The organism is Pantoea sp. PGP6, from assembly GCF_053474785.1.
On record NZ_JBQBMA010000001.1, the window covers coordinates 1,834,910 to 1,861,218 of the forward strand.

Consider the following 26,309-nt stretch of genomic DNA (forward strand, 5'->3'; position numbering starts at 1 on the left):
GCAAGGCCGGATAAGTCGGGTGCGGCTTTTTTTGGCATACTTTGACGGCGGCCGGATTTTCGCTGACAACATCAGACACAGAAAAAAAGCTGAAATACGCACGTGTCATCACACGCGCTGAGGCTATCCGGTACAGAGTTAATGCGGTTGACCCGGCGAGTCGGTTTACCTGGCGCGGGGAAAAAAGTACATTGTGCTGAAAGAAAATAACAACCTGGACCCGGTGGCAGAGGATGCATCACCATCGGATTATCCTGCAACGAGGAGAGGAAAATGGCGGTTACACAAACAGCCCAGGCATGCGATCTGGTGATTTTCGGTGCCAAAGGCGATCTTGCACGCCGTAAACTGTTGCCTTCACTGTATCAGTTAGAAAAAGCGGGTCAGATCCACGAAGAGACCCGCATCATTGGCGTAGGCCGTGCCGAGTGGGACAAAGCGGAATACACCAAAGTGGTACGTGAAGCGCTGGAAACCTTCATGAAGGAGAAGATTGACGAAGCGCTGTGGGATAAGCTCAGCGGTCGTCTCGACTTCTGCAACCTCGATGTCAACGACACCACGCACTTCCCGAAACTGGGCAAGATGCTGGATCAGAAAAAACGCACCACCATCAATTATTTTGCTATGCCACCCAGCACCTTCGGTGCCATCTGTCAGGGTTTGGGTACTGCGAAGCTGAATGCCAAACCGGCGCGCGTGGTAATGGAGAAGCCGCTCGGCACCTCTCTGGAAACCTCACAGGAAATTAACGACAGCGTCGGCGAATATTTCGATGAGAGCCAGGTGTTCCGTATTGACCACTATCTGGGCAAAGAGACGGTACTGAATCTGCTGGCGCTGCGCTTTGCCAACTCGATTTTCGTCAATAACTGGGATAACCGCACCATCGACCACGTACAGATCACCGTGGCGGAAGAGGTGGGCATTGAAGGTCGCTGGGGTTACTTCGACAAAGCGGGCCAGATGCGTGACATGATCCAGAACCACCTGCTGCAAATTCTGACCATGATCGCCATGTCACCACCTTCTGATCTCAGCGCTGACAGCATCCGTGATGAGAAAGTGAAGGTTTTGCGTTCACTGCGCCGTATCGATCAGACCAACGTGCGTGAGAAAACCGTACGTGGCCAGTACACCGCCGGCTTCGTGCAGGGCAAAAAAGTGCCGGGCTACCTGGAAGAAGAGGGCGCGAACAAATCGAGCGCCACTGAAACTTTCGTCGCCATCCGCGTGGATATCGACAACTGGCGCTGGGCAGGCGTGCCGTTCTATCTGCGTACCGGTAAGCGCTTACCGACCAAATGTTCTGAAGTGGTGGTCTACTTCAAAAACCCTGAGATGAACCTGTTCAAAGATTCTTACTCAGAACTGCCACAGAACAAGCTGACCATTCGTCTGCAGCCGGACGAAGGGGTGGATATCGAAATCCTGAACAAAGTGCCAGGCCTCGACCACAAGCATAAGCTGCAGACCACCAAACTCGATCTGAGCTACTCCGAAACCTTCAACCAGTCACATCTGGCCGATGCGTATGAACGCCTGCTGCTGGAAAGCATGCGCGGTATTCAGGCGCTGTTTGTCCGTCGTGATGAAGTCGAAGCGGCCTGGACCTATGTCGATTCGATCATTGAAGCGTGGGCGGCGGATGGCGATTCCTCCAAACCGTATCAGGCCGGCACCTGGGGCCCGGTTGCCTCGGTGGCGATGATCACCCGCGATGGTCGTTCGTGGAACGAGTTTGAATAACTGAACGTTTAAGGCCCGCACCGTGCGGGCCTTTTTTTTGTCCGGCGCAATTCTGGAAAAGTGAACTGGCGTTTCAAAAATCATTTGAGGCGATAGACGCTCAGGAACCGGATCATGTATGGTAGTGGCGCAATTACAGGGCAGGAGCCGATGCTCCATGACCGGGCCGCTAATCCCGGTGTTATCAAGCAAGGGGAAGTGATGAAAAACTGGAAAACGAGTGCCGAACAGATTCTGACCACCGGACCGGTCGTGCCGGTGATCGTAGTAAACAAGCTGGAACACGCGGTGCCGATGGCCAAAGCGCTGGTCGCGGGCGGCGTCAGGGTGCTGGAAGTGACGCTGCGAACCCCGGTGGCGATGGATGCACTGCGTGCGATGATCAAAGAGGTGCCGGAGGCGATTGTTGGTGCCGGTACGGTGATCAATCCACAGCAGTTGCAGGAAGTGACCGATGCGGGCGCGCAGTTTATCATCAGCCCCGGCGTCACCGAATCATTACTGAAAGCCGCCGTGGAAGGGCCGGTTCCGTTAATTCCTGGCATCAGCACCGTTTCTGAACTGATGACCGGCATGGATTACGGCCTGCGTGAATTCAAATTCTTCCCGGCGGAAGCCAACGGTGGCGTGAAAGCGCTGCAGGCGATTGGCGGACCTTTCCCGCAGGTACGTTTCTGTCCGACCGGTGGCATTTCTCCGGCCAACTACCGTGACTATCTGGCGCTGAAAAGCGTGCTGTGTATTGGCGGGTCTTGGCTGGTGCCAAACGATGCGCTGGAAACCGGCGACTGGGATCGGATTACCCGACTGGCGCGTGAGGCGGTGGAAGGGGCGAAGTAATAGCAGGCGGTGAGCACGGGCTCACCGCCGTGATTTTATCCCTCGACCGTCACCGCAGCTGCGCTGGCAACGGCGCGCGCAATCGCCTGATCGGTGGTCTCACCGCTGGCCAGCGCCACGCCTAACCGACGCTGACCGCTGATCTCCGGTTTGCCGAACAGGCGCAGTTGCAGACCAGCCCCCAGCGCCGCATCGACATTCACGAATTGCACATTCTGGCTGGTAAGCTGCGGCAGGATCACTGCCGATGCAGCAGGGCCATACTGGCGGATGCCGCCAATCGGTAAGCCAAGGAAAGCGCGCACGTGCAGCGCAAACTCCGACAGATCCTGCGAAATCAGGGTGACCATACCGGTATCATGCGGACGCGGCGACACTTCGCTGAACACCACCTCATCGCCGCAGATGAACAGCTCAACGCCAAACAGACCGTAGCCGCCCAGCGCCTTCACCACCTGAGCCGCAATGGCCTGCGCCCGCTGCAGTGCCAGATCGCTCATCTGCTGCGGCTGCCAGGATTCACGGTAATCGCCGTCTTCCTGACGATGACCAATCGGCGCGCAGAAATGAATGCCATCGACTGCACTGATGGTCAGCAGGGTAATTTCAAAATCAAACGCCACCACCCCTTCGACGATGACCCGACCGGCACCGGCACGACCGCCTTGCTGCGCATATTCCCATGCACGGTCCAGCTGACTGGCATCGCGGATAAAGCTCTGGCCTTTGCCGGATGAACTCATCACCGGTTTTACGATGCAGGGAAAACCGATCTCTGCGGCAGCCTGATCGAAACGCGCTTTACTGTCGGCGAAGCGGTAACGGGAGGTCGGCAGCGACAGCTCTTCGGCTGCCAGACGGCGAATGCCTTCGCGGTTCATGGTCAGCTGCGCGGCGCGTGCGGTTGGCACCACACGCTGGCCTTGCTGTTCCAGCTCAACCAGTTTATCGGTGGCGATGGCTTCGATTTCCGGCACCACGAAGTCAGGCTTCTCCTGGGCGATCAGCGCGGCCAGCGCGTCGCCATCCAGCATGTTGATCACATGGCTGCGATGCGCCACGTGCATCGCCGGGGCATCGGCATAGCGATCGACAGCAATCACTTCCACACCCAGACGCTGACACTCCAGCGCCACTTCTTTACCCAGTTCACCTGAACCTAATAACATCACGCGCGTGGCCGCAGGGCGCAGCGCTGTTCCGAGAGTCGTCATAAATTCACCTAAGCAGTCAAAATACGCGCGCAGTATAAACGAAAACGTTTGCGTTCTCATCTTTCCTGCCCGCTGGCGGCTGTTTTGCCGTACTTTTCCCGCTCTGACGTTTCCTGACATCTTTTTCGTCAGGATGGCTGACTACCATCTAAAACAGGAGTGAAAGATGAATAACTGGTTACAACAGATTCAGTCGGTACTGGCAAAGAAGGGCGGTAATAGTCAGTCCGGGGGCGGCTTAAGCGATATGCTGGCGCCGGGTGCCTTAGGTGGGCTGGCGGGTATGCTGATTTCCAGTAAGTCGTCGCGCAAACTGTTAACCCGGTATGGTGGCAAAGCGCTGATTATTGGCGGTGGTGCCGCCGCCGGCGCGCTGCTGTGGAATAAATACAAACAGCGGGTGCGTGAAACCCACCAGGATGAGCCTGACTTTGGCGTGGCGCAGACGCCGGTCGACTTGCGGGCGGAGCGTCTGGTGACTGCGCTGGTGTTTGCTGCAAAGAGCGACGGTCATATCGACGATCAGGAACGTGCGGCGATTGAGCAGAATATTCAGCAGTCCGGCTATGGCAAAGATGCCGAACAGCTGATTCAGAAAGCGATGAGCCGCCCGCTCGATCCGCAGTGGCTGGCGGCTGGCGTCAAGAATGAAGAAGAGGCGCTGGAACTCTACTTCCTGAGCTGCGCCGCGATTGACGTCGACCATTTTATGGAACGCAGCTACCTGTCGGCGCTCGGCGACGCGCTTAAAATCCCGCAGGATGTCCGTGACGGCATCCAGCAGGATATCGTGGCGGAGAAGGCCCGCTTGCCCGCCAGTTAATCCTCACTGGCCACTTCCGGTGGCCAGCTTGTTGTTTCCGTACCAGCTGATGCTTGGCTTCCTGCGCCTTTGGTGCCACGCTTACAGATCATTACTTTCACGGAGACGGATGTCATGAAAGCACCCATCGCAAAAAAAATACCGCATGAGATGACGCTGCATGGTGAAACGCGCGTCGATAACTACTACTGGCTACGCGACGACAAACGTGAAGATAACGAAGTACTTGATTACCTGCGGGCTGAAAATAACTATGGCCGTAAAATCATGTCGACTCAGCAACCGCTGCAGGAACGGGTGCTGAAGGAGATCATTGACCGTCTGCCGCCGGAAGACCATTCGGTGCCCTATGTGAAGAACGGGTATCGTTATCAGAGTCGCTATCAGAGCGGCAATGAATATCCGGCTTATTATCGCCAGCCCGCTGCCAGCGAGGTGACTGATGAGTGGACGCTGCTGCTTGATGCCAATCAGCGTGCCTCCCACAGTGAGTTCTATACCATGGGCGCACTGCACATCAGCCCGGATAATCAGGTAATGGCGCTGGCCGAAGATTTCCTGTCACGGCGACAATATGGCATCCGCTTCCGCAATCTGCAGAGCGGTAGCTGGTATCCCGAAGTGCTGAGTAACGCCTCATCCAGCTTCGCCTGGGGCAACGACTCCCGCACCGTCTACTATGTCCAGAAACATCCGCAGACGCTGCTCTCTTATCAGGTATGGCGGCATGAGCTGGGTACGCCGCAGTCCGACGACCAGCTGGTGTATGAAGAGCGGGATGATACCTTTCACCTCAGCGTGCATAAAACCACCTCTAAGCAGTTCATCCTGATTGCGCTGTTCAGCACCACCACCAGCGAAATCCAGCTGATTGACGCTAACTTCCCGGACGCGCAGCCGCATGTGTTCCTGCCGCGTCGCCGCGATCATGAATACAGCCTCGATCACTACGATCATCAGTTCTTTATCCGGTCGAACCGTGACGGCAAGAACTTCGGGCTTTATCGCACCCGTTATCTGGCAGAATCCCGCTGGGAGACGCTGATCCCAGCGCGCGATCATGTGGTAATGGAAGATTTCCAGCTGTTCCGCGACTGGCTGGTGGTGGAGGAGCGGCAGCGCGGGCTGACCAGCCTGCGGCAGATCAACTGGGCCAGCGGCGAAAACAGCGGCATCGCCTTTGACGATCCGACCTATGTCACCTGGCTGGCCTACAACCCGACGCCACGCACCAGTAAACTGCGCTACGGCTACTCCTCAATGACCACTCCGACCACGTTGTTTGAGCTGGATATGGATACCGGCGAGCGCCGCATCCTCAAGCAGAGCGCGGTCAAAGGCTTCAATGCGGACGATTATAAAAGTGAGCATCACTGGATTAAAGTCACTGATGGTACGGAAGTGCCGGTCTCGCTGGTCTATAACCGCAAATATTATCAGCCTGGTCAGAACCCGATGCTGGTATATGGCTACGGGGCCTACGGCAGCAGCATCGACGCCGATTTCAGCGTCAGCCGCCTCAGCCTGCTGGATCGCGGCTTTGTCTATGCGCTGGTCCAGGTACGCGGCGGCGGCGAGTTAGGCCAGCAATGGTACGACGCGGGTCGCCTGCTGAATAAGATGAACAGCTTTACCGATTTTATCGACGTGACTAACGCGCTGGTGGCGCGTGGATTCGGTCATCCTGAACGACTCTACGCAATGGGCGGCAGCGCCGGTGGTCTGCTGATGGGCGCGGTGATCAACATGGCACCGCAGCGGTTCCATGGCGTGGTGGCACAGGTACCGTTTGTCGATGTGGTGACGACCATGCTGGATGAGTCGATTCCGCTGACCACCGGTGAATATGACGAGTGGGGCAATCCTGAACAGGCGGAATATTATCACTACATCCGCCAGTACAGCCCCTACGACAACATTGAAGCCAAAGCCTATCCACATCTGCTGGTGACCACCGGTCTGCACGACTCGCAGGTGCAGTACTGGGAACCGGCCAAATGGGTGGCGAAGCTGAGATCGCTGAAAACCGATAACAACCTGCTGCTGCTGTGTACCGACATGGATGCCGGCCACGGCGGCAAGTCCGGCCGCTATAAAGCCTATGAAGGGGTGGCGATGGAGTACACCTTTATTCTCGGACTGGCGCAGGGCACGCTACCCCCGGCCGAAGATTACTGAGACTCACTAAGATATTTACGCAGCGCCTGCCGCAATGGCGGGCGCAAATCGGTCACGTTATCCAGCATCCATTTCAGGTAGCCCGGATCTTTACGGGCGATCACCGCAATCGCCTGGCCGCGGTATTTGCCGAACGGCAGAATATCGTCGCGCTGGGCCGCCGGTTGCGAACGCACAATCATTTCGGAGGCGCTCCAGCCCGAGGTCTCCATGATGCGAATCAACAGCGCGGCAGTGACATAACAGTCATACAGCGCGCGGTGCGCATGCAAATCCGCAGGTGGCGTCACGTCCAGCTTCAGCGAGTGCCGCAGCGCCTGGTTGCCATATTTAATCCCCGGCCACAGCTGACGCGCCAGCTGCATGGTGCAGATCCACTCTCCGTACATCTCCGGCAGCATGCGACGGTCAAAGCTGGCGTTATGCGCCACGTAGAAAGCACTGCCGTGGTAGCGCGAGATCGCCTGTTCGATGGTCGGCTTGTCGGCCACCATCGCTTCGGTAATGCGATGCACCGCCATCGCCTGACGGCTGATAGGGCGGTCGGGCAGGATTAGGTCGCTCATCGGATTGACTATCTGGCCGTTAATCACGTCGACCGAGGCCACTTCTACCACGCCGCCCTGCAGGCCGCAGGTTTCGGTATCAATTACGCGTAATATCATTATTTCATCTTCGGTTCATAAGGCAGACGCGACAGGCTGAGTGAGGCCTGGCGATAGTGCATCAGACGCTGGCGAAACCAGTCGCGCAGGGCTTCTGGCTGTTCCTGTGCGACCATCTCTGCGACCACCGGCATGTTATAGCGCTCTTTAAACGCCACGCCCGCTGCCGCCAGATCGACATTGATTTTGTCTTTCTCTTCACGGGATAGCTGGGCAAGGTTATGGCTCATAGTGTTCTCCTGATGATGTGGGGCAAAAGTAATGTTTTCGCCGGTCTGAATCAAGGGTTAAGGATCGCATCGCTGGCCTCGACACCACAAATAGAGCAGCGTATCCTTTCGCCACGTTTGTCGCGTCAACGGTTGTTAAAAGGATGATCTTATGCAGAAAAAACCGGTTTCCCGCATGATGATTGCGCTGGTGGCGGCCGCAGGCCTTGCCTTCAGTCAGTCTGCGCTGGCACATGCGCATCTTCAGTCATCAAACCCGGCGGCTGACGCGCAGGTGACCCATTCAACGGCTGCGCTGACGCTCAATTTTAGCGAAGATATCGAGGCGGCATTCAGCGGCGTGTCCTTGCTGGATGCGGCCCAACAGCCGGTAGCAACCGGCAAAGCGCACGTTGAGTCAAAGCACGCCAGTCGTCTGATTGTCGATCTGCCTCAGCCGCTTAACGCTGGCAGTTACCAGGTTAACTGGCATGTGCTGTCGGTCGATGGGCATAAAACCTCAGGAAGCTACCGCTTCAGCGTGAAATAATCGTGGTGGACTCCGTCTGGGTGATGCTGCGCGGGTTGCATTTTGCCGCCCTGATGCTGCTGACCGCCAGCGCATGTTATTGCGCGCTGCTGGCACCGGCGCGCTATCGTCCACGGCTGACGATCTGCTTAAATCCGTTATTGCAGTGGAGCGCGTGGCTGGCGCTGCTGAGTGCACTGGCGATGCTGGCCTGCCAGAACGTATTAATGAGCGGCGACAGCGCCAATCTGGCCGATAGCGCGGTCTGGCTGGCGGTACTCGGCACCCGCTTTGGCGCAGTGTGGCAGTGGGAGATGCTGTTCGGCGTCTTTGCTGTCGCAGGGCTATGGCTGAAGGGACGGTTACGAGCGCAGACACTGCTGCTGGCGGGCGTGCTGCAACTGGCCGCTCTGGCCTTAACCGGACACGCGGCGATGCGCGAAGGCGGGCCCGGCGCGCTGCAGCAGATCAGTCAGGCGTTGCATCTGACGGGCGCGGCGTTCTGGGCCGGCGGTTTATTACCGCTGCTGCTGTTGATGCGTGAAGCTCGCCAGATCGATCGCCGTACAGACGCTATCCGCACCATGATGCGTTTTTCCCGTTATGGTCATCTGGCCGTGGCGTTAACCCTGCTGACCGGGATGCTCAACAGCCTGCTGATCCTCGGCTGGCCGCTGGCGTGGCCCGATTCACGTTACGTAGCTTTATTGCTGTGGAAAGTATTGCTGGTGGCATTGATGGTGCTGGTGGCGCTGATTAACCGTTACTGGCTGGTGCCACGCTTCCGTCTGGCGGGCAGTGGGACGCAGCAAAAATTTATCCGCATGACCCAGCTTGAACTGCTGCTGGCATGTGGAGTGGTTGGGCTGGTCAGCGTTTTTGCCACGCTGTCGCCAGCCTGAATATTATTAAGAAATGCGTAAAGGTAAGTTATGTTGCTGAAGAAAGTGATTCCCGCAGTCCTGTTGTTATCCGTATGCGGCCAGGCGCTGGCGGCGCAGATCATTACCGTCAGCCGCTTTGAAATCGGCAAAGACAAGTGGCCGTTTAACCGCGAAGAGGTGATGCTGACCTGTGAGAAAGACGGTTCACTGTTTGCCATTAACCCCAGCACCCTGATGCAGTATCCGTTGAATGATAAAGCGGATCAGCTGTTCAAAACCAAGCAGGTGAAGGCACAACCTATCAGCGTGATTCAGAGCGAAGATAAAGCCAATCCAGGCCATATGATGAGCCTGCAGCCGATCATTGAGCGTACCCAGGCGCTGTGCGGTAAATAAACCCGCCGGGTGCAGTGCTGCGCTGCACCCGAATTCTGCTGTTTTCTGCCGTTGCGATCACAAACTGTTTCAGTTTCCGGCCCTCAGCCTCGCGTTAACTGGCAAAACCTCTGCGCTGTTCTAATCTTAACTTGCAAGGCGAAACCGCCTGCAAGAATGCCAACTTTTAGCGCACGGCTCCCTGAGAGCCATTTCCCTGGACCGAATATAGGAATCGTATTCGGTCTTTTTTTGTCTGGTATTTAGCATCAGTGACTTATCTATAAATCAACGAGTTAATACACCTCCTGTTATCCCCTGTCTCACCCTCCTGGAACCTCTGCCGCCATTTTGCCGCCACTCTTCTGAGCCATAAGTGACAGGGGATTACAGTGGATAGCATCTTCCAAGTGATCAGGAGCGAAGTGTGCATATCGCATCGTAACACGTATATCGGAATGGCCTAAGATGCGTTGTAACACTAGGATGTTACCCCCGGCCATCATAAAGTGGCTGGCGAAGGTGTGGCGTAAAACGTGGCTCATCTGTCCTTCAGGTAGCTCGATACCCGCCAGGTGGATAACACGATAAAACTGGCGATAGCATTCTTCGAAGTATTTGCCTTCCTTGCCTTTTAATTCATTATGTAACTCGTCGTTAATTGGCACTGAGCGATTCTTTTTCCCTTTGGTATTAATGAAGGTCAGCTTATTGGGTGAAAGCTGTGAAGCCTTTAAGTTTGCGGCTTCACTCCAGCGACAGCCCGTCGATAAACAGATTTTAATAATTAATGTCAGGTCAGCGTTGCCATGCACGGCACAGGCGGCAAATAGCTTTTTAATTTGCACTTCTGTCAGCCAGGACATCTCTTTTTCAGGCAGGTCAAACTCGCGGACGTTCTTCAGCGGGTTAGGGTAGGAGATCTCGCCCAGTCGCTCCAGTTCGTTAAACAGCGCACGCAAAAAGGCATGTTCACAGTTAACTGTACCGGGTGAAACCTTTAACGACTTAGCGCTGGTTTTATATCCATTTTCTATTTTCCCTTCGAGTCGACTATTACGATAATGCGCCCAATCTTTTGCTGTGATATTGGCAGCGATAGGATTTCCCATGCCATTGCAGATAATGTTGAGCTTTCCCAGGCGTCCTTTGCGATCGCTGAGTGAGCGACCATGCAGGTTGTACCACAGCTCAATCAACTCGCTCAGGCGGCGATTATCCTCTTTTTCGCTTAACCAAGGTTTGGCTTTGCTTTCGTCTAGGGTGTACTGCTCAAAGGCGATAGCTTCTGCACGGGTTTTAAATTGACGTCTTACACGTTTGCCGCCTCTGCCATGGAGGTAGCACTCGCATAACCATTTGCCCGTATTCAGTTTTCTAATCGACATGTCTTAACCCCTTTACAAAAAATGGGGTTAAAGTACTGTATGTAAATACAGTATTCAATGTTTGTTTAACCTGAAACAAACATTGATAGGGTTATTAATGAGTGGTGAGCGGCGTACATAATTCAATCGATGCAAAAACTTTAATAACATTTTCTTCTTAAATGATAAGTCATGATGCGAAAGAATGAATAAAAACACACAGGTGATGAGATGACATAAAATCATTAATATCAATAGATAATGTAAATCGTAGTGTGCTATTTGATTATTGACATTTCTAAATGTTTCTGTAGGATCGGAAAAATCCTAAATGCAATTAACGCTTCGGCTCATTGGACAAGGAAATTGCAACTGACATGAAAAGTGAAAGCCTTTTTCTTAAATGCGATTCTTGCAGTGCCCTTAATAATAAGAGCCTAACATGCTGTTCTAAGTGTGGCAGCAAGTTGAAAAAGTCCAGGAAGAAAGTATATATCTCACTAGCCGTGGTAGTGGTTGTTTTTCTTTTTATTATTTCTTCCCATGATAACCAATCTAAAATAGAAACTCCTTCGGTTTCTAATTCTTCTCAGAAAGAATTTAATCCTGAAATTCCAAATGCCGAAGCGGGGTTGATATCACTTTCCGAACAGATTAGGGAACAGTATGCTTCGGCAAAAAACGAACTCCAGAAATCTGTTCTGAGGGACCAGAGGAAAAACCAACTTGCTAACTTGGGATTGACCAGAGTTTCTAACTGGGTAGGGACAATATCAAAGCTCGATACAAATAGTGACGGTAAAGGTATGTTAGTTATTAAACTTTCTCCAATGTTAACGCTTGCAACCTGGAATAATGATTTTTCTGATATGCAAGATGATACTTTAATTGAGAAAGGCACAAAGGTTTATAGTTCACTGATAAATATGAGTGTTGGGCAGAAAGTCATGTTTTCAGGAACTTTTTTCCCATCAGAACAGGATGCAGTAAAAGAAAAAAGCATGACAATAAATGGTTCGTTATCAGAGCCAGAGTTTTTGTTCAGATTTGATTCTATAAAACCAATTTAAAAGGATGGTTGATATGGCCTTAATTAGTTGCCCCGAATGTTCAAGCCAGGTTAGTGACACTGCGATTAAATGTCCATCTTGCGCGGTTCAGCTGAGAAAACCTAAGCGGGGATTTTTTGGCAAGCTAATAAAATTCGCCTTTATAGCATTCAATATTTTGATGCTTATTTGGGTTATTGGTGGTTATAACACAGCTACGGAAAATATGGATAAGCTAGCCGGCGCTGAACATGCTGGTGCAGCCGTGGGAACTGGAATCGGGATGGCAATGCTTTTCGGCCTTTGGGTTATCGGTGACATTATCCTCGGCTTGTTTGTAATGTTCACCCGTCCGAAGAGTTGATGTCCATATCAGGGGTGACGATTGCCACCCCTGATTTAACATTTATTAATGAATTAAAGGCACTTGTTCCATCTGTGACGGAAAGCATGGCGCTTTATTTACCTGGCTTGGCGTAACAATCATTCCTGTCACTGATTCATGAGTTTTAAAAGTGCAGCTGCAATTGATGTTCTGGCACTGGTGATAACGCTCTTTGGTCTCTTTGGAGACATAACGGCTGCTTTTGGCATGAGCAGCAGTCTGGCACAGCGGGCAATGCATCATGTTGTTTTCCTTACAGACAGAGCAGGGCGATGAAGGCTAATTTTGAATAAGCAAATTGAGGTTTGCAAATTACAACCGAATTAGCCGCTTTCCGTTTCACCCTCTGTTTCTGTCTGATATTCAACCTCTGACAGCAGCACCTCAAAATCAAGCTGCGTGGTATAACCGCTGCCACTCAGACTATGCGTCACCTTACTGATCAGCCATGGCTGCGCATCGATTACTGACTTAAAACCGCTTACCCGCACCGGCGTTTCCGGGTACAGGTCTGCGCGGCCCATCGCAAGCGTGACGGAAAATTCCGCGACACCGCGCTGCAGTTTTTCCCACTTTGCTTTAGCAGCCCGCATCGCCGCTGCCTTGCTGGCGTAAACAGTGGGCAGCGCAAAAACGTTATCTTCACTCCCCGCCAGATAATCCCCCTCCCTGGCTTCAGGCACCTTGGTCGCAGTCGCCTTTTTCTTTTTGGCCGCCGGGTGCTCCAGTGCGCGCAGGTGCTTTATTTTCGGCTTGCGCTGCAGCTTTACCTTTTTCGGCTTCGGGTCTTTGGTATGCAGCCAGCTTGCAGAAACGCCGGTATAGGCGCCACGGTCGGCAATGCTGAAGCTGTGCCGGTCACCATCCTGCCTCGTAAGGGTGAGCTGAGGGATCGGCCTGCCGCTGAGGGTGACGCCGTTCCCCGGCTTGATGAACAGCAGCCGCCCGGCTTTAATTGCCGCCACTGCGCCATACAGCGAGGCGAGGCGCGTCAGGAATTTGGCGTCAGTTTCCTGCGTCTGATCAATATGCGCTACAGCTATCCCGGCAAACCCCTCGGCCAGCTGCGGCTTAAGGCTATTGCGTCCGGCCACCTGCGAAACGATATCGCCCAGGGTGGTGTCGTGATAGGACACCTCGCGGCGGGAATTGAGCGAACCGCGAAAATCCGCACTTCGCGCCCGGATGGTCATCGTATCCGGCGCGCCGTGGTGCTCAACTTCATCAACGGTAAACTCACCTTTGCCGATAAGCGCCTGACCTTTCCAGCCGAGGAACAGCTTTATCACGGCACCGCGCACCGGCATTGCCAGCTGACCATCGGCGTCATCCAGCTCGATATCAAGCTGATCGGCCTCAAAGCCACGGTTATCGGTCAGCGTCATGGAGATCAGCCGGTCGCGGATGTTGGCCGTCACATCTTTTGAATTTACCGTCAGCTGAAAGTCTGGCGCCATCCGCGCCCCGGCCTGCACCGGCAGGCTGCTGATGCCGGTCATGCTAACAGCCCTCCGGCTGAAAAAATCAGGCTGCCGGCTGCTGTTCTGGCACCCTGTATAGCAGACGTAACCTGCCCAGGCAGATTACCGGCGCCGCTGATCAGCCCGTCGGCCTGTTTTTTCAGATCGCCAAACATCGAGGTCAGCGATTCATCGACCCGCTTAAGGCTCAGCGTAAACTGAATCCTGCTGGCGGTGCCGTCGCTGAAAAACTCACTGTGAGTCGCCGCGTAGTTTTCGACAACGTACATACCGAATATCGTACCGTTGCCGCCAATCAGCGGCCACGCCATTCCCTCGTCAGCCAGCAGCTTCACCGTCAGCAGGGACACGGCGCCGCCCGTAATTTCCGGGCGCAGCTCCCCTGACAGCGTGATTTTTTCATCGCCGGGACCGATAAACTGCGCCGATGGCCGTTGCCCGACGCGGCTGTTAGTCGGCCAGCGATAATCGACGCTGTGCTGCAGCTCGCCGTAAGGCAGGGTACGGCGCATGAATGGCATCATGCCGTAGATCATCATCATCGTTTAATCCTCCCATCCCATTTTGCTGCGCTGCTTCGCCTGCTGGTTTCGCTGCTCGCGGGCCTGATGCTGCGCCATCAGCGCCAGCGCGTCGTCTTTTGTCATGCCGGGGTGCATGTGAATATCGTACTGATAGCTATTCTGGCTATGGTCGGCAAATCCCCCGCCCGCCGCCGGTGCGGTGACGGGCCGGTATGGCGCACCGCCCAGCGCAAGGTTGTACTGCAGCCCGCCGGCCTGCACCCCGGCGCCGCCGGTGGCAATCGGGTCAGGTGACGGCACCTTGTCGGCCAGCCCGTCAGATTTGGTGTCGATAATGCCGAGCTTATCCAGCACCCAGTCAATGCCGCCCATCAGCTGATCGAGCGCGTGACTCGGGATTTTCAGCGCCTCGGCCAGCATGTTGCCGAATCGCTTACCCATGTCTCCGGCGGCGGCCAGTTCGGTCTGCGTTGATTTCACCGGCTCCAGCAGTTTGCTGAACCAGTCCCAAAGCTCTTTTATCTTGCCGCTGAACCAGTCGAAAACCGGTTTTAGCGAACCGAATGAATTACTGATCGGCCCCATCGCGGCCGCAAAACCTTCGGCAACACCGGCAACAAAGGCGCTGATCGGCTCCCAGTACTTACGGATCAGCAGCGCACCAGCTGCAACCACGGCGACGACGGCCAGAACCGGCAGCGTGATTGCACCCAGCGCCGTCGTGATGGCGCCGCCCGCTATGCTGAATGCCGTCCCGAGCAGCCCGGCACCCGCAATGATGGCGTTAACACCCGCAATTACCGGCCACGCAACCAGCCCGATGGCGCCCAGCGCACCGGCGAGTATCAGCCCGCCCATTGCAGCCTTAGCGATACCACCTGCCAGCACAGGGTTGGCCTTAATCCAGTTATCTACCTGCAGCAGCAGCGCTGCTGTATCCTGGGTGAGCGAGCGCAGGCTGCCGTCATTCTGATCAAACAGGTCGGTGCCTATGGCCTCATAAGCAGACTGCAATTCTTTCAGGTCGCCGCCGAGATTATCCTGCATGACCTGAACAAGCTCGGCAGTTTTGCCATCAGAGGCTTTAAACTCGGCGGTCAGCTGGTCGAGCTTGCCGGTTGAGGCAGCAGTCATCAGCAGGGCGGCTGATGAGCTGGCCTCCTCGCCGAAGATGGTTTTCATGTACTCGGCGCGCTGGCCTGTTCCCAGCTTGTGACGATCAAAGCTTGCCTGCATTTCTTTCAGGATGGTGAAGATCGGGCGGGTATTTCCTTTGCCGTCTGCGGTTTTAATCCCCAGCTCTTTGATAGCCTTAAATGATTCGCCGGTAGGAGCCTGCAGCCTGCTCAGCACGGCGCGGCTTCCGGTACCGGCCATTGAACCGGTGATTTTGCCGTCATGCAGAGCGCCGATCATTGCTGCCGCCTGCTCGATACTGACGCCTGCATTTTTCGCCACCGGGGCGACGTAGGTCAGCGCATCACTCAGCCCGTCAAAGTCAGAAGCCGTTTTATTCAGCGTCATCGACAGCACGTCGCCGATGTGTGCCACCTTATCGTTTGAAAGCTGGAAGGCTGATTTCATTCCCATCAGCAGCCCTGCGTTTTCTTCCATCGTGCGTTTGTTTGCCAGCGCCATATTGAGCGTGACCGGCGTAACGGCCTGAACGGCAGCGGCATCGCCGCCGCCTTTGGCGATAACGATTTGCGCGCCTGCCGCATCATCGGCAGAGGCGGCGGTTGTATCACCGAGCTGGCGCGCCTGCGCAGACAGGGCTTTCATTTCCTTTGAGTCTTTCGCCACGCCGAGCACGGCCTGCAGCTCGGAATTTTTCTGTGCAAATTCAAAGCCCGGCATCAGCAGCGAGGTTGCCGCCATGCCGCCGACCGTTGCAGCCCCGATACCGGCCGCGCCCATATTGCGCACCTTACCTGACAGCTCCTGGCCTTTACGGTAGCGCTCGCTTGTCTGGTTCAGCCGCTCCTGCTGTGCATTCAGCCGCTGCAGCTCCATTTTCTGACGGCTCAGGCTGACCGTAGCCTGCGCCGAGGCGGATTTCAGGCGCTGCTGCTCGCTGCTCAGATTTTTAGTGGAAATCCCCGCTGCGTTAAGTGCCTCGCGCTGCTGCTGCACCGAAAGGCGCAGGCTGTTGGTTTTCGTCTGCAGCTCAGACGCCGCCTGCCGCGCCTTTTCCAGTGCACGGGCCTGCTGCGTGGTCGGGCGCTCGGTATTCTTAAACTGCACGGCCAGCGCTGCCGCCTCTGCTTTGGCGTTTTTCAGCTTCTGCTGCGTGACGGCCAGCTGCCCGCTGACCTTACGAAAGCCGTCAATTTTCGCCGCCTGTGCGTCCAGCTCTTTGATGCTGTTCTGCGTTTCGCGGATATCGCCTGACAGCCTGCGGGTTTCTTTCTGGACGGCGGCAAACGGGCGGCTCGCCTGGTCAACCGCTTTCAGCAGCACCTGAATCTTGAGGTTATTGCTCATCGGGGTTAACTCCACTGCGGATCAGGGCCTGATGCCGCCAGCCGATAAGCTCGGCCAGCGGCATGTCGTACATTTCAGAGGGGGGCCAGTGGAAGATAGTGGCAATATCGGCCATCAGGTCATTGACCGTCAGGCCACGCGGCCAGTCTACTCGTCCGACTTCGTAGACAAAAAACCGATCACCTTGCCGCTGAGGGCAATCAGGTCAACCGGATCGAGCGCATTACAGTCGGCTTTCGTCAGCGCCGGAAGGGTAATGCGGGGCAGCACGGTCAGCACCGAGTCAACGTCTGATGCGCACAGGTCAGCCAGGCGCACGCCGCGCAGGCTGCCTGCTGTCGGCTTAATCAGCTCCACGCTTTTGATTTCGGTTTCACCACGCTGCAGCGGGGTTTCAAGCTCAACAACATTCTCTTTCTTTTCCATGATTATTCTCTGTTCACTGTAGTCAGGTAAAGCCAGCGCCGGGCGCTGGCGTCAGGGTTACACCAGGCCGAGGTTTTTGCGGCGCTGCTCCAGGCGATCAACGCCGTTCACCTTTTCAACCATGTTGATGGTGTCGATTTCAATCAGCTCTTTGCCGTTAAACGTCAGCTTGAGATAGCTGTTTTTACTGGTGATTTTGGTTTCGGTATCTTCGCCCTGTTTGGCCTCACCAAAATCAAACGACTGGTGCTTACCGCGCGCCTCGATCTCGACGGCAATTTCCTCGCCGGTGTCGTCGCGCTGGTAAGAGCCGGTAAAACGCAGCGGCACGTCAGACGCGCCCCACTGAGACAGCACCAGTTCATCCATGCCGCCGATGGTCCATTCCATATCCAGCGCGTCATCTTCCAGACCGTTATCAATAAACGCGGCGCCGTTCATGCCGCCCCCGCGATAGGCATCGAGCTTGCGCGACAGCTTCGGCAGGGTGACGGCCGTCACCACGCCCTGATAGCTGTTTGCATCGTTGAAAAGGTTCAGCCCTTTAAGTTTTCGTGGCAGTGCCATTTATCCGGCTCCTCAGCTGTTTACGGATGCGGCGAAGTTCGCCAGATATTTGTCGGTGATGCGCTGGCGCAGCGTCAGGTCTTCCAGCGGCGGCACCGGCGTGTAGTCGTAGTCGATAAAGAGCTTGCCCGCCTTCAGGGTGTCTTTATCGTTCGCGGTGTCGTCATACCAGCAGGACGCGCCCAGCAGGTAACCGGCGTTGACCAGTTCGCGGAATTTGGCGTTGATGCCCGCGATAATGTCGCGCACCAGTACCGGCGTCAGCGGCTTGTCGTTGGCCCACATGTGCGCCTCGGCCATCGTGTCGGCCAGCACCTGCGCGGTGCGGGTGTAGTTCTCAAACTGGAAAAGCGGATCGTCACTGCAGGTGCGGTTACCCCAGAAGCGGAAACCGTCTTTACGGATGAGGGTCGTCACGCACGCCTCGTTAAGCAGGTCGGCATCGGTGCCGGTCTGCTGCAGGTCCCAGAAGACGCCTGCCGAAATGCCGGTCACGCCGTTGACGCCGACGTTTGACAGGGTTTTATGCCAGCCGGTGTCGTTGTCAATTTTGGCGCGCAGGCCCAGCGCACGCGCCGTCGCGTAGGCAGTTTCTGAGGCGTTGGCGTTGGTGTTCCAGGCGATAAAGTCGGGCCAGATCACCATCAGCTCGCGCTGGCTGAAATTGTCGCGATACTTCATGGCCTCGCTGATGGTTTTACAGTTCCATGCTGAGACGTAGGCGAAGGCGCGCAGCTGCTGCGCGATGCCCGCAAGAGCGGTCGCCACTTCCAGCGAGTCGAGGCCCGGCACGCCGAGGATGCGCGGCTTGACGTCGAGCTGCGTCTGCGCGGCCAGCAGCGCTTTCATGCCGGTGTACTGCCCGTTCTCATCGGTTTTGCCGATAACGTTGGAAATCGTTTCGGCCTCTGTTTCACCTTCGGCCACGCGGACAACTACGGTGACGGGTTTAGCCTGGTCGGCGATGGCCTGCAGCGCTGCTGCCAGGGTGCCTTTTTTACCGGCCTTGCCGATAGCCGACAGGACGTTAGTCAGCAGTACCGGGGTATTGAGCGGAAACGCAGCCGCGTCGGCATCCTCAGCGGTACAGACCATGCCGACGATTGCCGTTGAGACGGTGGAAATGGTGCGCGTGCCGACGTTAATTTCGACGACACGGACACCGTGATGATAATCAGACATCTGATGCACTCCGTTTTGAGGGTGTGCTCAGGGTGTCAGGTCAGGCGGGGCGTTGCATGCGGTTGTGGTTTGCTGGCAGACAGGCGGACAGAAGGCAAAATAAAGCCCCGCATCCGGGGCGGCTTTTATGCAGCCTCTACGTCTGCTGGCTCGGCGGGCCAGTCTGCCAGAGGGGTTGATGTGTCAATCTGGCTGAGCCGGACGCGGTATGTTTCCCAGGCGGTAAGACGGTCGCTGTCACCCGCCTGTGCCATGCCCAGTTTAACCGCATCTGCAAGCGTCTGTATTTTTTCGCTCGCATCACGGATACGCGCCTTCAGTATCGCCTTGCTGGCTTCGGCAGTCAGCACCGGCACAAGAGGCGGTCCCTTTACCACCTCGCCATCAATAAACTGGCAATCCTGCCCGACAGACTCAAACTGCGCCTGCGTCAGCTCTGCCAGATCCATGGCGGAATAGTTCTCCGCGTCAGCCTGGCTGAAGGCAATCAACATCCCGTCGATGTGGTCAGTGGCGTTAACCGACACGAAGTAGCGTTTTTCAAACGGCGGCGCCTGATCGGCTCCGCTCTGCTCAGCTGTAAAATTGTTCTGTTCGATCATGCTCATCACCAGATAGCCAGAAGGTTAACATTCAGGGCGGCATCGTTGTTGTTATAGATACCGGCATTGCCCGCGCCTACGCCGGTTGACCATACCGCCGGATCGCCGTTGATACCGGTTATAAATACGGCAGGCGGAGCCGTAAACGCCGCCGGGTAGGTCCAGATGACGTTAGTTTTTGCCGGAATACTCAGGTTCTGACGGCACCACTGCGCGCCGTTTGGCAGCTTAGTCCATGCTCCGTTTCCGTTGGAGCCAGCCTGAAACTGCCCATAAGCGACGGCGCTGTTAGCGGCCGTGCCGCCCGCCACTGCAAAGCCCTGACCTGCATCCCCGCCTTTAAAGGCATAATTGCCCAGCACGAAGCTGAGGCGTGCATTGCTGACAGCGGCGTTTGTTTCACCGTTATTGCGCACATAAAAATCCGTCTGGTCATTGCCGTTCAGGTTGGCCTTTTTGCTCAGCCCGTCATTCAGCAGCGAAACCGGCACGGCGGCGTTGTTATCCGCCGGCGCGCTCAGCACCAGGAACTTTTGCGACGCTGACCCGCCCAGCAAAGCGTGCAGCGCGAGCGCGGCATTCATCTGCCCGCGGTTAACGGCATGGCCGTCAAGCGTGGCGTCTTTAACGGAAAACTGCTGATAGACGTTGCCTGCAAGCAGCGCACGCGCGGCAAGCTGATTTGTCATGGTAGCGGCAAAGTTCGGATCATTATCCAGCGCGGCAGCGAGTTCGTTCAGCGTGTCAAGCGCCTCCGGGGAAGACGCAACCAGCTGCGCGATGGCCGCCTGCACAAATGCCGTTGTAGCTATCAGCGTGGAGCTGTTGCCCGTGGCGGGCGTCGGGGCTTTCGGCGTACCGATAAACACCGGGCTTTCTTTTGGGGCGTACTGCTTATGCGGATCGGCTGCAGCGATGTGCTTTGCCATCAGGTCATCAGCATATGCCTTCACCTCGATCACGGCATCATCAACATACTTGCGCGTTGCCAGCACCACGGACGGGTCGATTTTCAGCGTCACCGCGCTGGTACTGTTCACAATTAGGATCATACGCACGGTCTGCGTGCGGCCGCTGCCCTCCTGCAGCTGTGGCTTATAAGTCTCCGCGCAGTTTGCAACGGCAATCAGCACGCCGTCGGCGTCAAACAGGCCAATCTCACGTATCCAGAATCCGCCCTCGCTTTCCGGGATAATCTGCTCAGCAATAATCTGGCTGTTGTTGGCCGCGTCAACCGCAAGCGCGTTAAGTGGCGCACGGCGCTTTTCACCGATGAGCTTTGTCTGTGCCGCGTCTGGCGTTGGCAGCGTGCCGCCGCCATCACCCACGGCCATTGAGGCGATATCTACTTTCGTGCCGAGCGCGGCGGCGTTCGCCAGCTTAGCCGCGCCCTGATTGGTCAGCAGGGCAAAATATTTTGTCGTCATGCTCTCACTTCCGTCAGGTCAATAAGATGCACCGCCGCACCGGAACAGACCGGCCCGCCGACGCTGATGATTTCAGGGGTATAGGGATAAACAGTCAGCTCATCACCGCTGTAGCAGGCGGCGGCAACCGGGATCGTGCCGCTGGCATCGAGGTTGATTGATAGTCCTATGAGGTGTCGACTGACCGGCTTTGCATCCGCTATCATCCGCTCCAGTTCGTTATACATTTCCTCCGTAATGCCGGTATCCAGTACGCCAACGTCAAGCCGGAACGTGCCTGGCGTCTCGCCGGTTTTCCACCACTCAATGATCCGTATCAGGTAACCGAGCGGCTCAACCACGCGCCGGATAGAGCCGATAGTACCTTTGTGTTTATGCACGTACTCCGAAGCGGCCACGACGGCGCGCTTTGTGCTCTCGGGCCACGCGGTATCCCAGCGGTCAACCGACCACGCCCACGCCAGATAGGGCAGAAGCTCGACCGGGCAATCCCACGGATTCCACAGCCTGCGCAGCGGCACCGGGATAGTTTCGATTTTTGCGCAGGCTTCGGCGGCGGCAACCTCCAGCACCGATGAGCCAGCGGGCAGCAGACGATCACTCATCTGAACCCCCGACCACAATGCTGTAGCCAGTGCAGTACGCGGCCTGGGTTTTATCCAGCACCACGTCAGCAGCGGGCCTGATGAGTTCGACGCGCTGCACCCCTTCAACATGGAGCGCGGCATACAGCGCGGATTTGCGTATATCCCTTCCGAGGCGCGCCTGCGCGCTGATAAACGCGGTGAGCTTCGCCTCTGATGCAGCGCGGATCGGCTCGGCCTCCGGTCCCGGATAGAGGTACAGCTGCGCCTCAATCTCATACTCAATGATTTCTGCCGACTGCACGGTCACGCGGTCAGCCACAGGGCGCACGTCCTCATCATTCAGAGCGCTGTCTACCACGGCCAGCAGGTCAGCGGGGGCGGCGCCATTACCTTCACGCGACAGCACGGTGATGGTTACCACTGCGGGCGACGGGCTGATGGCAGACGCATCGGCCACGCGGCCGTCGGCGCTACGGGCGTGATACTCATAGGCACCGCTTGGCCCGGCCACGCTCAGCCCTTCGAAAGCGGCCGCAATACGGGCGCGGTAATCGTCGTTACTTTCCATCACTGCCGCCGTGGGCGGGATGGTCGTATCATCCGCCGGGGTGATCGTCAGCCGGGAAACGCCATTGTTGGCGCCGAGCTGGTCAAGGTCATCATCCACGGAATACGCCACCATAACGGCCTTCGCCGCCTCGTTGATGCGCTGACGCAGAATGACCTCGCGATAGGCGTTTTCCTGCAGCAGCTTTACGATCGGCTCCGATTCAAGTGTCAGCGTGCGGGCGATGGCGTCCTGCTGGTCGGCAGGGTAAAGGGAAATGAGTGTCGCCTTGCGCTCGGCGAGCAGGGTTTCATAGTCCAGCACTTCCACCACGTCGGGCGCGGGCAGCTGGCTCAGGTCAATGGTTGCCATGTTCTCAGCTCACAGGGACGGTTAAGGTAAAATCCTGCGCGGTATCAGCGCGGGTGCCGATCAGCTCGACCACCATGCCACCGTTGTACGCAGGTTCGTAGCTGATGCCGGTCAGCGTTACGCGTGGCTCCCACTGCAGGATCGCCATGTAGCAGGCCGACATAATCTGCAGGCGCAGCGCCTCGTTCTGCGGCTGGTCAATCAGTGCCGACAGCAATGAGCCATAATTGCGGCGCATCACCCTGGAGCCGAGCGGCGTCAGCAGAATGTCGCGTACTGACTGACGGATGTGATCGAGGTCAGCGACTGCGCCGCCAGTTTCACGGTTCATGCCGGTAAATTTTGCCGTTGTCATTTGGGGCCGTCCGTTCTGCTACCACCGCGCTGTACGCCGCCGTGGTCGTGGTCGTCAACAATGACGCCGTTTGACGCCAATTTCCCTCCACTATGTTCGACGTCGCCGGTCATCTTCCCGCCCTCTGAAAAATCAAATGTTTTGGCTTTTAGATGTGCAGTGCATTCCACCTCCGGCGAATCAAACAGGATTTTAACGGCCGCCTTAATGGTGGCCGTCTGTATGCCGGTCGCGATCAGGGCGCCGGTTTCCGGCTCGTACTCGATCACAGCGCCGTCGGGGAATGACCAGTGCAGCGCATCGGCAGAGGCTGAGGGTGCAGGGCTGGCGTCAGAGAAAATGCCCGGCAGCACAAAGCCGGTATCCAGCTCACCGCCGAGGCACAGAATCAGCACCTGCTCGCCGACGGAAGGTGCATTCCAGGCGCGGGTTTTACCGGCGCGGGCGGTCAGCCAGTGCAGCCAGCCGGTTGTGTTTTGCCCCGTATCCACACGGCAAAGCGCATCGTCAAGATTGACCTCAGAGACGGTGCCGATACGGATCAGATTGCGCAGCAGGCGCAGAATTTCTGCAATTTGTTCGTTCATGCCATAATTTTGAAGAAGCGAAGCATCTTGCACCACTTAAGGCGGTTTGCTCAGTAATCACCAAACATCGAATGGTTTTTTAGTAGTTCAATTCAATACTCAATGGTTTAAAGAGGTAGAAATGATTGGGGTATTCTTTAGCGTTTTTAAAGACATAGTATTAACATTAACAGCTATCACGGGAGCGTATGTCGCGTTAAAAGGGTTGAGTACATGGAAAAGACAAATTAGCGGGCAAGCCAATTACAATCTATCAAAAAATCTCTTAGTTAATTTGTATAAATACAGAGACATAATAAGCTCCATTCGACATCCAGCCATGAGCGGCCGAGAATTAAACCAATCCTCTCAAGAGGAAGTTGCCAACATGAGTGCATCACAAATTAGATTTCATAATACTCATAAAGCATATGAAGCAAGGTGGAAAAGGATTTCAGAGGTAAGACCAGAGATATACGCCAACATCATTGAGGCTGAAGCTTTGTGGGGTGATGAAATCAGTAAGTTATGGGATGAGGTCACCAAAAAAGAAACTGATTTATTAATTGCTTTGCGCGATTATTTAGATTACATAAACCCGGAAATTGATCGCTTTGATAAAGAACACCTAAAGAGTGAACATCGTAACGTGAGAAGAATAGTTTTTGAGGGTGGAGATGATGACACTTTTAAATCGGAATTTGACGCTAGGCTTGATGAAATAACCAAATACATAAAGAAAATAATTAGAAATTAAAAGTATCATTCTTGCTCTTTTATTTTAGAAGTAATTTAACAAACTCATCTTCGATGAGTTCCATTTCTTGATTGTCAAGACCCAGCAGAGGACGGGCCTCATACTGCACTTCTTTGCCTTTGCGTGATGGCCGCTCGCGCAATCCGTAGTGATGTACGCGGGCCATGCGCTGTACGCGGCTGGTGAACTGCACCACCGCCTCATCAGGTGTGGCCTGCGCCTTCATGTATTTCGCGGTGCGCAGCTTCGCAAACATCTCCCGCTTTATCCGGCCTTTCTTTTTGCGCGCCTGCGTTTTGCGCGGCGCAAACGGAGTGCCATCCGGTGCCTGCTGGCGTCTGATGTTCTGCTGCTGACTGGCGCGCAACCGCTTCGCCACCGTTGACGCCAGCGCCCTGCGTGCCGGTGCAGACAGATTACCGATCAATGCACCGAGCCGCTTTTCCAGCTCATCAAACTCGCTCATCGCGGCCACTCACTGACCAGCTCTCCGTGAACATACAGCTGCAGCGGGCGCTCAATGTTTTCCGGCAACGGTGGCTCGGGCAGATGCGTCACATGCAGCGCGCCGTTCTCCTGCTTCACCAGTACGCGCTCGGTCAGCTGCAGGTCAATACTCACGTCGCACAGCGAGTCGCTGATCACATCGGCCTTAAAGGTAAAACCGGTGCGGCGCTTTTCCTCGGTCGCCATAATGTCGGGCTGGTTCTCGCGCAGCCAGGCCAGCACCGGCACCATAATCAGATCGATATCATCGGCGTAATCGGTAATGACGATGTTCAGCTGATACTGATATTCAAACGACAGCGAGCTGGCGAGCGTTGAGGCGATGCGCCCGCCGTCAATAAACATATTCAGGCTGTCAGGGTTACGCTGCAGCAGCGGCACGCTTGCCGTCAGGCCCTCGCGCAGTTGTTTCGGCTTTAACATCGTGTTGCTCCTGGCACTCTTTAATGATTTCGACCTGCAGCCCGCATGACGCGAGCGCCGCCTCTAACTGACGGTTATCCGCCGCCAGATCGCCCGCCGTTTGCAGGCTGTTGCCCGGCACCGGGCAGCTTGTTACGCGTGGACACCCAATCCAGATAATCTCGGGCGGTGGCGAAGGCGGGACGGGCGTGCAGCCGGATAACATCAGCAGGCAGAGCAGCAGCAGACCAGTCGCGGAGTGCTGGATTCGCATCGGTTTCCCTCTGTATTTGCATTTCACGGGTAAGCGCGGCAGTACTGGCGCGGCTCTGCATCATTCTCAGCGCGGCCTCACGTTTCTGCCCTTCGCGGGATTCGTCATTAAGGCGGCTTATGGCCCTGTCGCGGCTTTCGATACCTTCAGACAGCGTGTCGATGATGCGCTGCGCCTGGGCCAAATCCTCATTGGCAACTGACCAGCGCCAGCCGGTGAAGGCGAGCGCCAGCACCACCACGGCGAGCAGAACCGCAAACAGGCGCATCATGACACGCCCCGCAGGCAGTAAGCCGTCTCTATGGCGCGCCGGTTCTCCAGCCCACGATTTTTTACCCCCTTAACAAACACCCAGCGTTTCAGCTCATTGCAGGCATGTCGCCAGTGCTGCACGTTGATGTATCGGGTAAATGTGGATTTGCAGGCAGCGTTAACGCCCACGTTAAAAGCAAACGACACGGCCGCATCGTAAACCGGCTGCGGCATGTCGCTGCGCATGCAGACATCGATCCCGCGCTCAACGCGCATCACGTCATACACCAGGTTAACTGCGGCCTGCCGCTCGCTGACCTGGCTGTGCGGCGTCACGCCTTCGGTGTGGCCGATGCCGTTGGTCCAGACGCCCGCACTGCACTGATAGGGCGAGGTGCGGCACCCCTCGGCATTAGCAATGAGTGCAAGCCCGGCCTCGGAAGTTTTCAGGGTTTTGAACTGCGGCAGCAGCGCGGCGAGCACCAGCACGGCCGCCACACCACAGCGCTTAGCGGTCTGGCTCAAGGCTCACCCCCTGTAAACGCTGCTGCAGCTCATAAGTTTTGCGGCGGTAGTGCCAGTTGATAAAGAACGTCGCCACGTTAATCACGACGGTCACCACGGCCACGCCCGATCCGACCATAAAGGCGATATCCTGCGGCGTGTGACGGCCGAACCACATCAGAATGACGCCGATCAGGTAGTTGATCACGGAGCTGATTTTTTCCAT

The 26,309-nt window shown here is 55.9% G+C and carries 33 protein-coding genes and 1 pseudogene; 10 read left to right on the forward strand and 24 right to left on the reverse strand.

Translation table 11 applies throughout. The annotated features are described in order from the left end of the window. The first annotated feature begins 273 nt into the window (after positions 1-273). On the forward strand, positions 274-1,749 hold the full coding sequence (gene zwf / locus ACLIBF_RS08580; protein ID WP_031377491.1) for a glucose-6-phosphate dehydrogenase: 1,476 nt from the start codon (positions 274-276) through the stop codon (positions 1,747-1,749). 201 nt (positions 1,750-1,950) lie between these two features. After that, complete coding sequence (locus ACLIBF_RS08585; RefSeq protein ID WP_069728594.1) at positions 1,951-2,589, forward strand: bifunctional 4-hydroxy-2-oxoglutarate aldolase/2-dehydro-3-deoxy-phosphogluconate aldolase; 639 nt, start codon at positions 1,951-1,953, stop codon at positions 2,587-2,589. A gap of 35 nt (positions 2,590-2,624) precedes the next feature. On the opposite strand, the gene purT is transcribed toward ACLIBF_RS08585, so the two are convergent. Further along, positions 2,625-3,803 carry a formate-dependent phosphoribosylglycinamide formyltransferase gene (gene purT, locus ACLIBF_RS08590; protein ID WP_031377489.1) on the reverse strand — a complete coding sequence of 393 codons (1,179 nt, stop codon included), beginning with the start codon at positions 3,801-3,803 and terminating at the stop codon, positions 2,625-2,627. Positions 3,804-3,969: 166 nt separating this feature from the next. Here purT and ACLIBF_RS08595 point away from each other — a divergent pair, with 166 nt between their 5' ends. Together ACLIBF_RS08595 and ACLIBF_RS08600 are read left to right on the forward strand one after the other, a co-directional pair. Then, positions 3,970-4,626 carry a tellurite resistance TerB family protein gene (locus ACLIBF_RS08595; protein WP_089561412.1) on the forward strand — a complete coding sequence of 219 codons (657 nt, stop codon included), beginning with the start codon at positions 3,970-3,972 and terminating at the stop codon, positions 4,624-4,626. Positions 4,627-4,740: 114 nt separating this feature from the next. Further along, positions 4,741-6,804 (forward strand): prolyl oligopeptidase family serine peptidase, encoded by a 2,064-nt coding sequence (locus ACLIBF_RS08600; RefSeq protein WP_159223681.1) that lies wholly within the window; start codon positions 4,741-4,743, stop codon positions 6,802-6,804. Here ACLIBF_RS08600 and exoX read toward each other — a convergent pair. Both exoX and ACLIBF_RS08610 read right to left on the reverse strand, forming a co-directional pair. Continuing rightward, positions 6,798-7,469 carry an exodeoxyribonuclease X gene (gene exoX, locus ACLIBF_RS08605; protein WP_031377486.1) on the reverse strand — a complete coding sequence of 224 codons (672 nt, stop codon included), beginning with the start codon at positions 7,467-7,469 and terminating at the stop codon, positions 6,798-6,800. The genes ACLIBF_RS08600 and exoX overlap by 7 nt on opposite strands. After that, a complete protein-coding gene (locus ACLIBF_RS08610) occupies positions 7,469-7,699 on the reverse strand; it encodes a DNA polymerase III subunit theta (RefSeq protein ID WP_031377485.1) in 231 nt (76 codons plus the stop codon). The genes exoX and ACLIBF_RS08610 overlap by 1 nt, the downstream gene beginning before the upstream one ends. 151 nt (positions 7,700-7,850) lie before the next feature. Here ACLIBF_RS08610 and copC point away from each other — a divergent pair, with 151 nt between their 5' ends. Genes copC through ACLIBF_RS08625 form a run of 3 tightly spaced genes read left to right on the forward strand, consistent with a single transcriptional unit; the run spans position 7,851 to position 9,487 of the window. Continuing rightward, complete coding sequence (copC, locus tag ACLIBF_RS08615; RefSeq protein ID WP_069728569.1) at positions 7,851-8,228, forward strand: copper homeostasis periplasmic binding protein CopC; 378 nt, start codon at positions 7,851-7,853, stop codon at positions 8,226-8,228. A gap of 5 nt (positions 8,229-8,233) precedes the next feature. After that, on the forward strand, positions 8,234-9,109 hold the full coding sequence (gene copD / locus ACLIBF_RS08620; RefSeq protein ID WP_279809755.1) for a copper homeostasis membrane protein CopD: 876 nt from the start codon (positions 8,234-8,236) through the stop codon (positions 9,107-9,109). Between the two features lie 30 nt (positions 9,110-9,139). Beyond that, a complete protein-coding gene (locus ACLIBF_RS08625; RefSeq protein ID WP_031377483.1) occupies positions 9,140-9,487 on the forward strand; it encodes a YebY family protein in 348 nt (115 codons plus the stop codon). Positions 9,488-9,789: 302 nt separating this feature from the next. On the opposite strand, the gene ACLIBF_RS08630 is transcribed toward ACLIBF_RS08625, so the two are convergent. Continuing rightward, positions 9,790-10,854, reverse strand: a complete 1,065-nt coding sequence (locus ACLIBF_RS08630; protein WP_448309526.1) for a phage integrase — start codon at positions 10,852-10,854, stop codon at positions 9,790-9,792. A 356-nt stretch (positions 10,855-11,210) separates the two neighbouring features. Between ACLIBF_RS08630 and ACLIBF_RS08635 the strand changes: the two genes are divergently transcribed. Together ACLIBF_RS08635 and ACLIBF_RS08640 are read left to right on the forward strand one after the other, a co-directional pair. After that, a complete protein-coding gene (locus ACLIBF_RS08635; RefSeq protein ID WP_448309527.1) occupies positions 11,211-11,903 on the forward strand; it encodes a hypothetical protein in 693 nt (230 codons plus the stop codon). A 13-nt stretch (positions 11,904-11,916) separates the two neighbouring features. Continuing rightward, on the forward strand, positions 11,917-12,246 hold the full coding sequence (locus ACLIBF_RS08640; protein ID WP_256148949.1) for a hypothetical protein: 330 nt from the start codon (positions 11,917-11,919) through the stop codon (positions 12,244-12,246). A gap of 45 nt (positions 12,247-12,291) precedes the next feature. On the opposite strand, the gene ACLIBF_RS08645 is transcribed toward ACLIBF_RS08640, so the two are convergent. From ACLIBF_RS08645 to ACLIBF_RS08710, 14 genes are all read right to left on the reverse strand, one after another. After that, a complete protein-coding gene (locus tag ACLIBF_RS08645) occupies positions 12,292-12,510 on the reverse strand; it encodes an ogr/Delta-like zinc finger family protein (protein WP_256148951.1) in 219 nt (72 codons plus the stop codon). Positions 12,511-12,590: 80 nt separating this feature from the next. Then, the gene (locus ACLIBF_RS08650) at positions 12,591-13,766 is read right to left on the reverse strand and encodes a phage late control D family protein (RefSeq protein ID WP_448309528.1); all 1,176 of its coding nucleotides are present in this window, start codon (positions 13,764-13,766) and stop codon (positions 12,591-12,593) included. Further along, on the reverse strand, positions 13,763-14,290 hold the full coding sequence (locus tag ACLIBF_RS08655; protein WP_448309529.1) for a phage tail protein: 528 nt from the start codon (positions 14,288-14,290) through the stop codon (positions 13,763-13,765). The genes ACLIBF_RS08650 and ACLIBF_RS08655 overlap by 4 nt, the downstream gene beginning before the upstream one ends. Positions 14,291-14,293: 3 nt before the next feature. Next, the gene (locus tag ACLIBF_RS08660) at positions 14,294-16,756 is read right to left on the reverse strand and encodes a phage tail tape measure protein (RefSeq protein ID WP_448309530.1); all 2,463 of its coding nucleotides are present in this window, start codon (positions 16,754-16,756) and stop codon (positions 14,294-14,296) included. Next, complete coding sequence (locus ACLIBF_RS08665; RefSeq protein ID WP_256148958.1) at positions 16,746-16,871, reverse strand: GpE family phage tail protein; 126 nt, start codon at positions 16,869-16,871, stop codon at positions 16,746-16,748. The genes ACLIBF_RS08660 and ACLIBF_RS08665 overlap by 11 nt, the downstream gene beginning before the upstream one ends. Positions 16,872-16,903: 32 nt before the next feature. Next, positions 16,904-17,182, reverse strand: a complete 279-nt coding sequence (locus ACLIBF_RS08670; RefSeq protein WP_448309531.1) for a phage tail assembly protein — start codon at positions 17,180-17,182, stop codon at positions 16,904-16,906. A 57-nt stretch (positions 17,183-17,239) separates the two neighbouring features. Further along, a complete protein-coding gene (locus ACLIBF_RS08675) occupies positions 17,240-17,749 on the reverse strand; it encodes a phage major tail tube protein (RefSeq protein ID WP_448309532.1) in 510 nt (169 codons plus the stop codon). 12 nt (positions 17,750-17,761) lie between these two features. Then, positions 17,762-18,931: a phage tail sheath protein gene (locus ACLIBF_RS08680; protein ID WP_448309533.1), complete on the reverse strand. Its 1,170-nt coding sequence runs from the start codon at positions 18,929-18,931 to the stop codon at positions 17,762-17,764. A 125-nt stretch (positions 18,932-19,056) separates the two neighbouring features. Then, on the reverse strand, positions 19,057-19,533 hold the full coding sequence (locus tag ACLIBF_RS08685) for a tail fiber assembly protein (protein WP_448309534.1): 477 nt from the start codon (positions 19,531-19,533) through the stop codon (positions 19,057-19,059). A gap of 5 nt (positions 19,534-19,538) precedes the next feature. Beyond that, a complete protein-coding gene (locus ACLIBF_RS08690; RefSeq protein ID WP_448309535.1) occupies positions 19,539-20,960 on the reverse strand; it encodes a phage tail protein in 1,422 nt (473 codons plus the stop codon). Then, positions 20,957-21,565 carry a phage tail protein I gene (locus tag ACLIBF_RS08695; protein ID WP_448309536.1) on the reverse strand — a complete coding sequence of 203 codons (609 nt, stop codon included), beginning with the start codon at positions 21,563-21,565 and terminating at the stop codon, positions 20,957-20,959. The genes ACLIBF_RS08690 and ACLIBF_RS08695 overlap by 4 nt, the downstream gene beginning before the upstream one ends. Beyond that, entirely contained in the window at positions 21,558-22,466 is a 909-nt protein-coding gene (locus tag ACLIBF_RS08700; RefSeq protein WP_256148975.1) for a baseplate assembly protein, read from the reverse strand. Before ACLIBF_RS08700 ends, ACLIBF_RS08695 begins: the two co-directional genes overlap by 8 nt. A gap of 4 nt (positions 22,467-22,470) precedes the next feature. After that, positions 22,471-22,821, reverse strand: a complete 351-nt coding sequence (locus ACLIBF_RS08705; protein WP_448309537.1) for a GPW/gp25 family protein — start codon at positions 22,819-22,821, stop codon at positions 22,471-22,473. Continuing rightward, positions 22,818-23,408, reverse strand: coding sequence for a phage baseplate assembly protein V (locus tag ACLIBF_RS08710; RefSeq protein ID WP_448309538.1), 591 nt, complete (start codon positions 23,406-23,408; stop codon positions 22,818-22,820). The genes ACLIBF_RS08705 and ACLIBF_RS08710 overlap by 4 nt, the downstream gene beginning before the upstream one ends. A gap of 121 nt (positions 23,409-23,529) precedes the next feature. Here ACLIBF_RS08710 and ACLIBF_RS08715 point away from each other — a divergent pair, with 121 nt between their 5' ends. Beyond that, positions 23,530-24,144, forward strand: a complete 615-nt coding sequence (locus ACLIBF_RS08715) for a hypothetical protein (RefSeq protein ID WP_448309539.1) — start codon at positions 23,530-23,532, stop codon at positions 24,142-24,144. A gap of 19 nt (positions 24,145-24,163) precedes the next feature. Here ACLIBF_RS08715 and ACLIBF_RS08720 read toward each other — a convergent pair whose 3' ends face one another. From ACLIBF_RS08720 to ACLIBF_RS08745, 6 genes and pseudogenes are all read right to left on the reverse strand, one after another. After that, positions 24,164-24,610 carry a phage virion morphogenesis protein gene (locus ACLIBF_RS08720; protein ID WP_448309540.1) on the reverse strand — a complete coding sequence of 149 codons (447 nt, stop codon included), beginning with the start codon at positions 24,608-24,610 and terminating at the stop codon, positions 24,164-24,166. Then, positions 24,607-25,074 (reverse strand): phage tail protein, encoded by a 468-nt coding sequence (locus tag ACLIBF_RS08725; protein WP_448309541.1) that lies wholly within the window; start codon positions 25,072-25,074, stop codon positions 24,607-24,609. Before ACLIBF_RS08725 ends, ACLIBF_RS08720 begins: the two co-directional genes overlap by 4 nt. Beyond that, entirely contained in the window at positions 25,013-25,327 is a 315-nt protein-coding gene (gene lysC / locus ACLIBF_RS08730) for an Rz1-like lysis system protein LysC (protein ID WP_448309542.1), read from the reverse strand. The genes ACLIBF_RS08725 and lysC overlap by 62 nt, the downstream gene beginning before the upstream one ends. Next, positions 25,251-25,598, reverse strand: a pseudogene (locus tag ACLIBF_RS08735) (Rz-like lysis system protein LysB); the annotation flags it as partial. The gene lysC and the pseudogene ACLIBF_RS08735, both read right to left, overlap by 77 nt. Next, a complete protein-coding gene (locus tag ACLIBF_RS08740) occupies positions 25,595-26,104 on the reverse strand; it encodes a lysozyme (protein WP_448309543.1) in 510 nt (169 codons plus the stop codon). The pseudogene ACLIBF_RS08735 and the gene ACLIBF_RS08740, both read right to left, overlap by 4 nt. Next, positions 26,088-26,309, reverse strand: coding sequence for an HP1 family phage holin (locus ACLIBF_RS08745; protein ID WP_256148991.1), 222 nt, complete (start codon positions 26,307-26,309; stop codon positions 26,088-26,090). Before ACLIBF_RS08745 ends, ACLIBF_RS08740 begins: the two co-directional genes overlap by 17 nt.

Coding starts and splice junctions, on each gene's coding strand:
- zwf (WP_031377491.1), top strand. CDS start 274: ATGGCGGTTACACAAACAGCCCAGGCATGCGATCTGGTGATTTTCGGT.
- ACLIBF_RS08585 (WP_069728594.1), top strand. CDS start 1,951: ATGAAAAACTGGAAAACGAGTGCCGAACAGATTCTGACCACCGGACCG.
- purT (WP_031377489.1), bottom strand. CDS start 3,803: ATGACGACTCTCGGAACAGCGCTGCGCCCTGCGGCCACGCGCGTGATG.
- ACLIBF_RS08595 (WP_089561412.1), top strand. CDS start 3,970: ATGAATAACTGGTTACAACAGATTCAGTCGGTACTGGCAAAGAAGGGC.
- ACLIBF_RS08600 (WP_159223681.1), top strand. CDS start 4,741: ATGAAAGCACCCATCGCAAAAAAAATACCGCATGAGATGACGCTGCAT.
- exoX (WP_031377486.1), bottom strand. CDS start 7,469: ATGATATTACGCGTAATTGATACCGAAACCTGCGGCCTGCAGGGCGGC.
- ACLIBF_RS08610 (WP_031377485.1), bottom strand. CDS start 7,699: ATGAGCCATAACCTTGCCCAGCTATCCCGTGAAGAGAAAGACAAAATC.
- copC (WP_069728569.1), top strand. CDS start 7,851: ATGCAGAAAAAACCGGTTTCCCGCATGATGATTGCGCTGGTGGCGGCC.
- ACLIBF_RS08625 (WP_031377483.1), top strand. CDS start 9,140: ATGTTGCTGAAGAAAGTGATTCCCGCAGTCCTGTTGTTATCCGTATGC.
- ACLIBF_RS08630 (WP_448309526.1), bottom strand. CDS start 10,854: ATGTCGATTAGAAAACTGAATACGGGCAAATGGTTATGCGAGTGCTAC.
- ACLIBF_RS08635 (WP_448309527.1), top strand. CDS start 11,211: ATGAAAAGTGAAAGCCTTTTTCTTAAATGCGATTCTTGCAGTGCCCTT.
- ACLIBF_RS08640 (WP_256148949.1), top strand. CDS start 11,917: ATGGCCTTAATTAGTTGCCCCGAATGTTCAAGCCAGGTTAGTGACACT.
- ACLIBF_RS08645 (WP_256148951.1), bottom strand. CDS start 12,510: ATGATGCATTGCCCGCTGTGCCAGACTGCTGCTCATGCCAAAAGCAGC.
- ACLIBF_RS08650 (WP_448309528.1), bottom strand. CDS start 13,766: ATGACCGGCATCAGCAGCCTGCCGGTGCAGGCCGGGGCGCGGATGGCG.
- ACLIBF_RS08655 (WP_448309529.1), bottom strand. CDS start 14,290: ATGATGATGATCTACGGCATGATGCCATTCATGCGCCGTACCCTGCCT.
- ACLIBF_RS08660 (WP_448309530.1), bottom strand. CDS start 16,756: ATGAGCAATAACCTCAAGATTCAGGTGCTGCTGAAAGCGGTTGACCAG.
- ACLIBF_RS08665 (WP_256148958.1), bottom strand. CDS start 16,871: ATGGCCGATATTGCCACTATCTTCCACTGGCCCCCCTCTGAAATGTAC.
- ACLIBF_RS08670 (WP_448309531.1), bottom strand. CDS start 17,182: ATGGAAAAGAAAGAGAATGTTGTTGAGCTTGAAACCCCGCTGCAGCGT.
- ACLIBF_RS08675 (WP_448309532.1), bottom strand. CDS start 17,749: ATGGCACTGCCACGAAAACTTAAAGGGCTGAACCTTTTCAACGATGCA.
- ACLIBF_RS08680 (WP_448309533.1), bottom strand. CDS start 18,931: ATGTCTGATTATCATCACGGTGTCCGTGTCGTCGAAATTAACGTCGGC.
- ACLIBF_RS08685 (WP_448309534.1), bottom strand. CDS start 19,533: ATGATCGAACAGAACAATTTTACAGCTGAGCAGAGCGGAGCCGATCAG.
- ACLIBF_RS08690 (WP_448309535.1), bottom strand. CDS start 20,960: ATGACGACAAAATATTTTGCCCTGCTGACCAATCAGGGCGCGGCTAAG.
- ACLIBF_RS08695 (WP_448309536.1), bottom strand. CDS start 21,565: ATGAGTGATCGTCTGCTGCCCGCTGGCTCATCGGTGCTGGAGGTTGCC.
- ACLIBF_RS08700 (WP_256148975.1), bottom strand. CDS start 22,466: ATGGCAACCATTGACCTGAGCCAGCTGCCCGCGCCCGACGTGGTGGAA.
- ACLIBF_RS08705 (WP_448309537.1), bottom strand. CDS start 22,821: ATGACAACGGCAAAATTTACCGGCATGAACCGTGAAACTGGCGGCGCA.
- ACLIBF_RS08710 (WP_448309538.1), bottom strand. CDS start 23,408: ATGAACGAACAAATTGCAGAAATTCTGCGCCTGCTGCGCAATCTGATC.
- ACLIBF_RS08715 (WP_448309539.1), top strand. CDS start 23,530: ATGATTGGGGTATTCTTTAGCGTTTTTAAAGACATAGTATTAACATTA.
- ACLIBF_RS08720 (WP_448309540.1), bottom strand. CDS start 24,610: ATGAGCGAGTTTGATGAGCTGGAAAAGCGGCTCGGTGCATTGATCGGT.
- ACLIBF_RS08725 (WP_448309541.1), bottom strand. CDS start 25,074: ATGTTAAAGCCGAAACAACTGCGCGAGGGCCTGACGGCAAGCGTGCCG.
- lysC (WP_448309542.1), bottom strand. CDS start 25,327: ATGCGAATCCAGCACTCCGCGACTGGTCTGCTGCTGCTCTGCCTGCTG.
- ACLIBF_RS08745 (WP_256148991.1), bottom strand. CDS start 26,309: ATGGAAAAAATCAGCTCCGTGATCAACTACCTGATCGGCGTCATTCTG.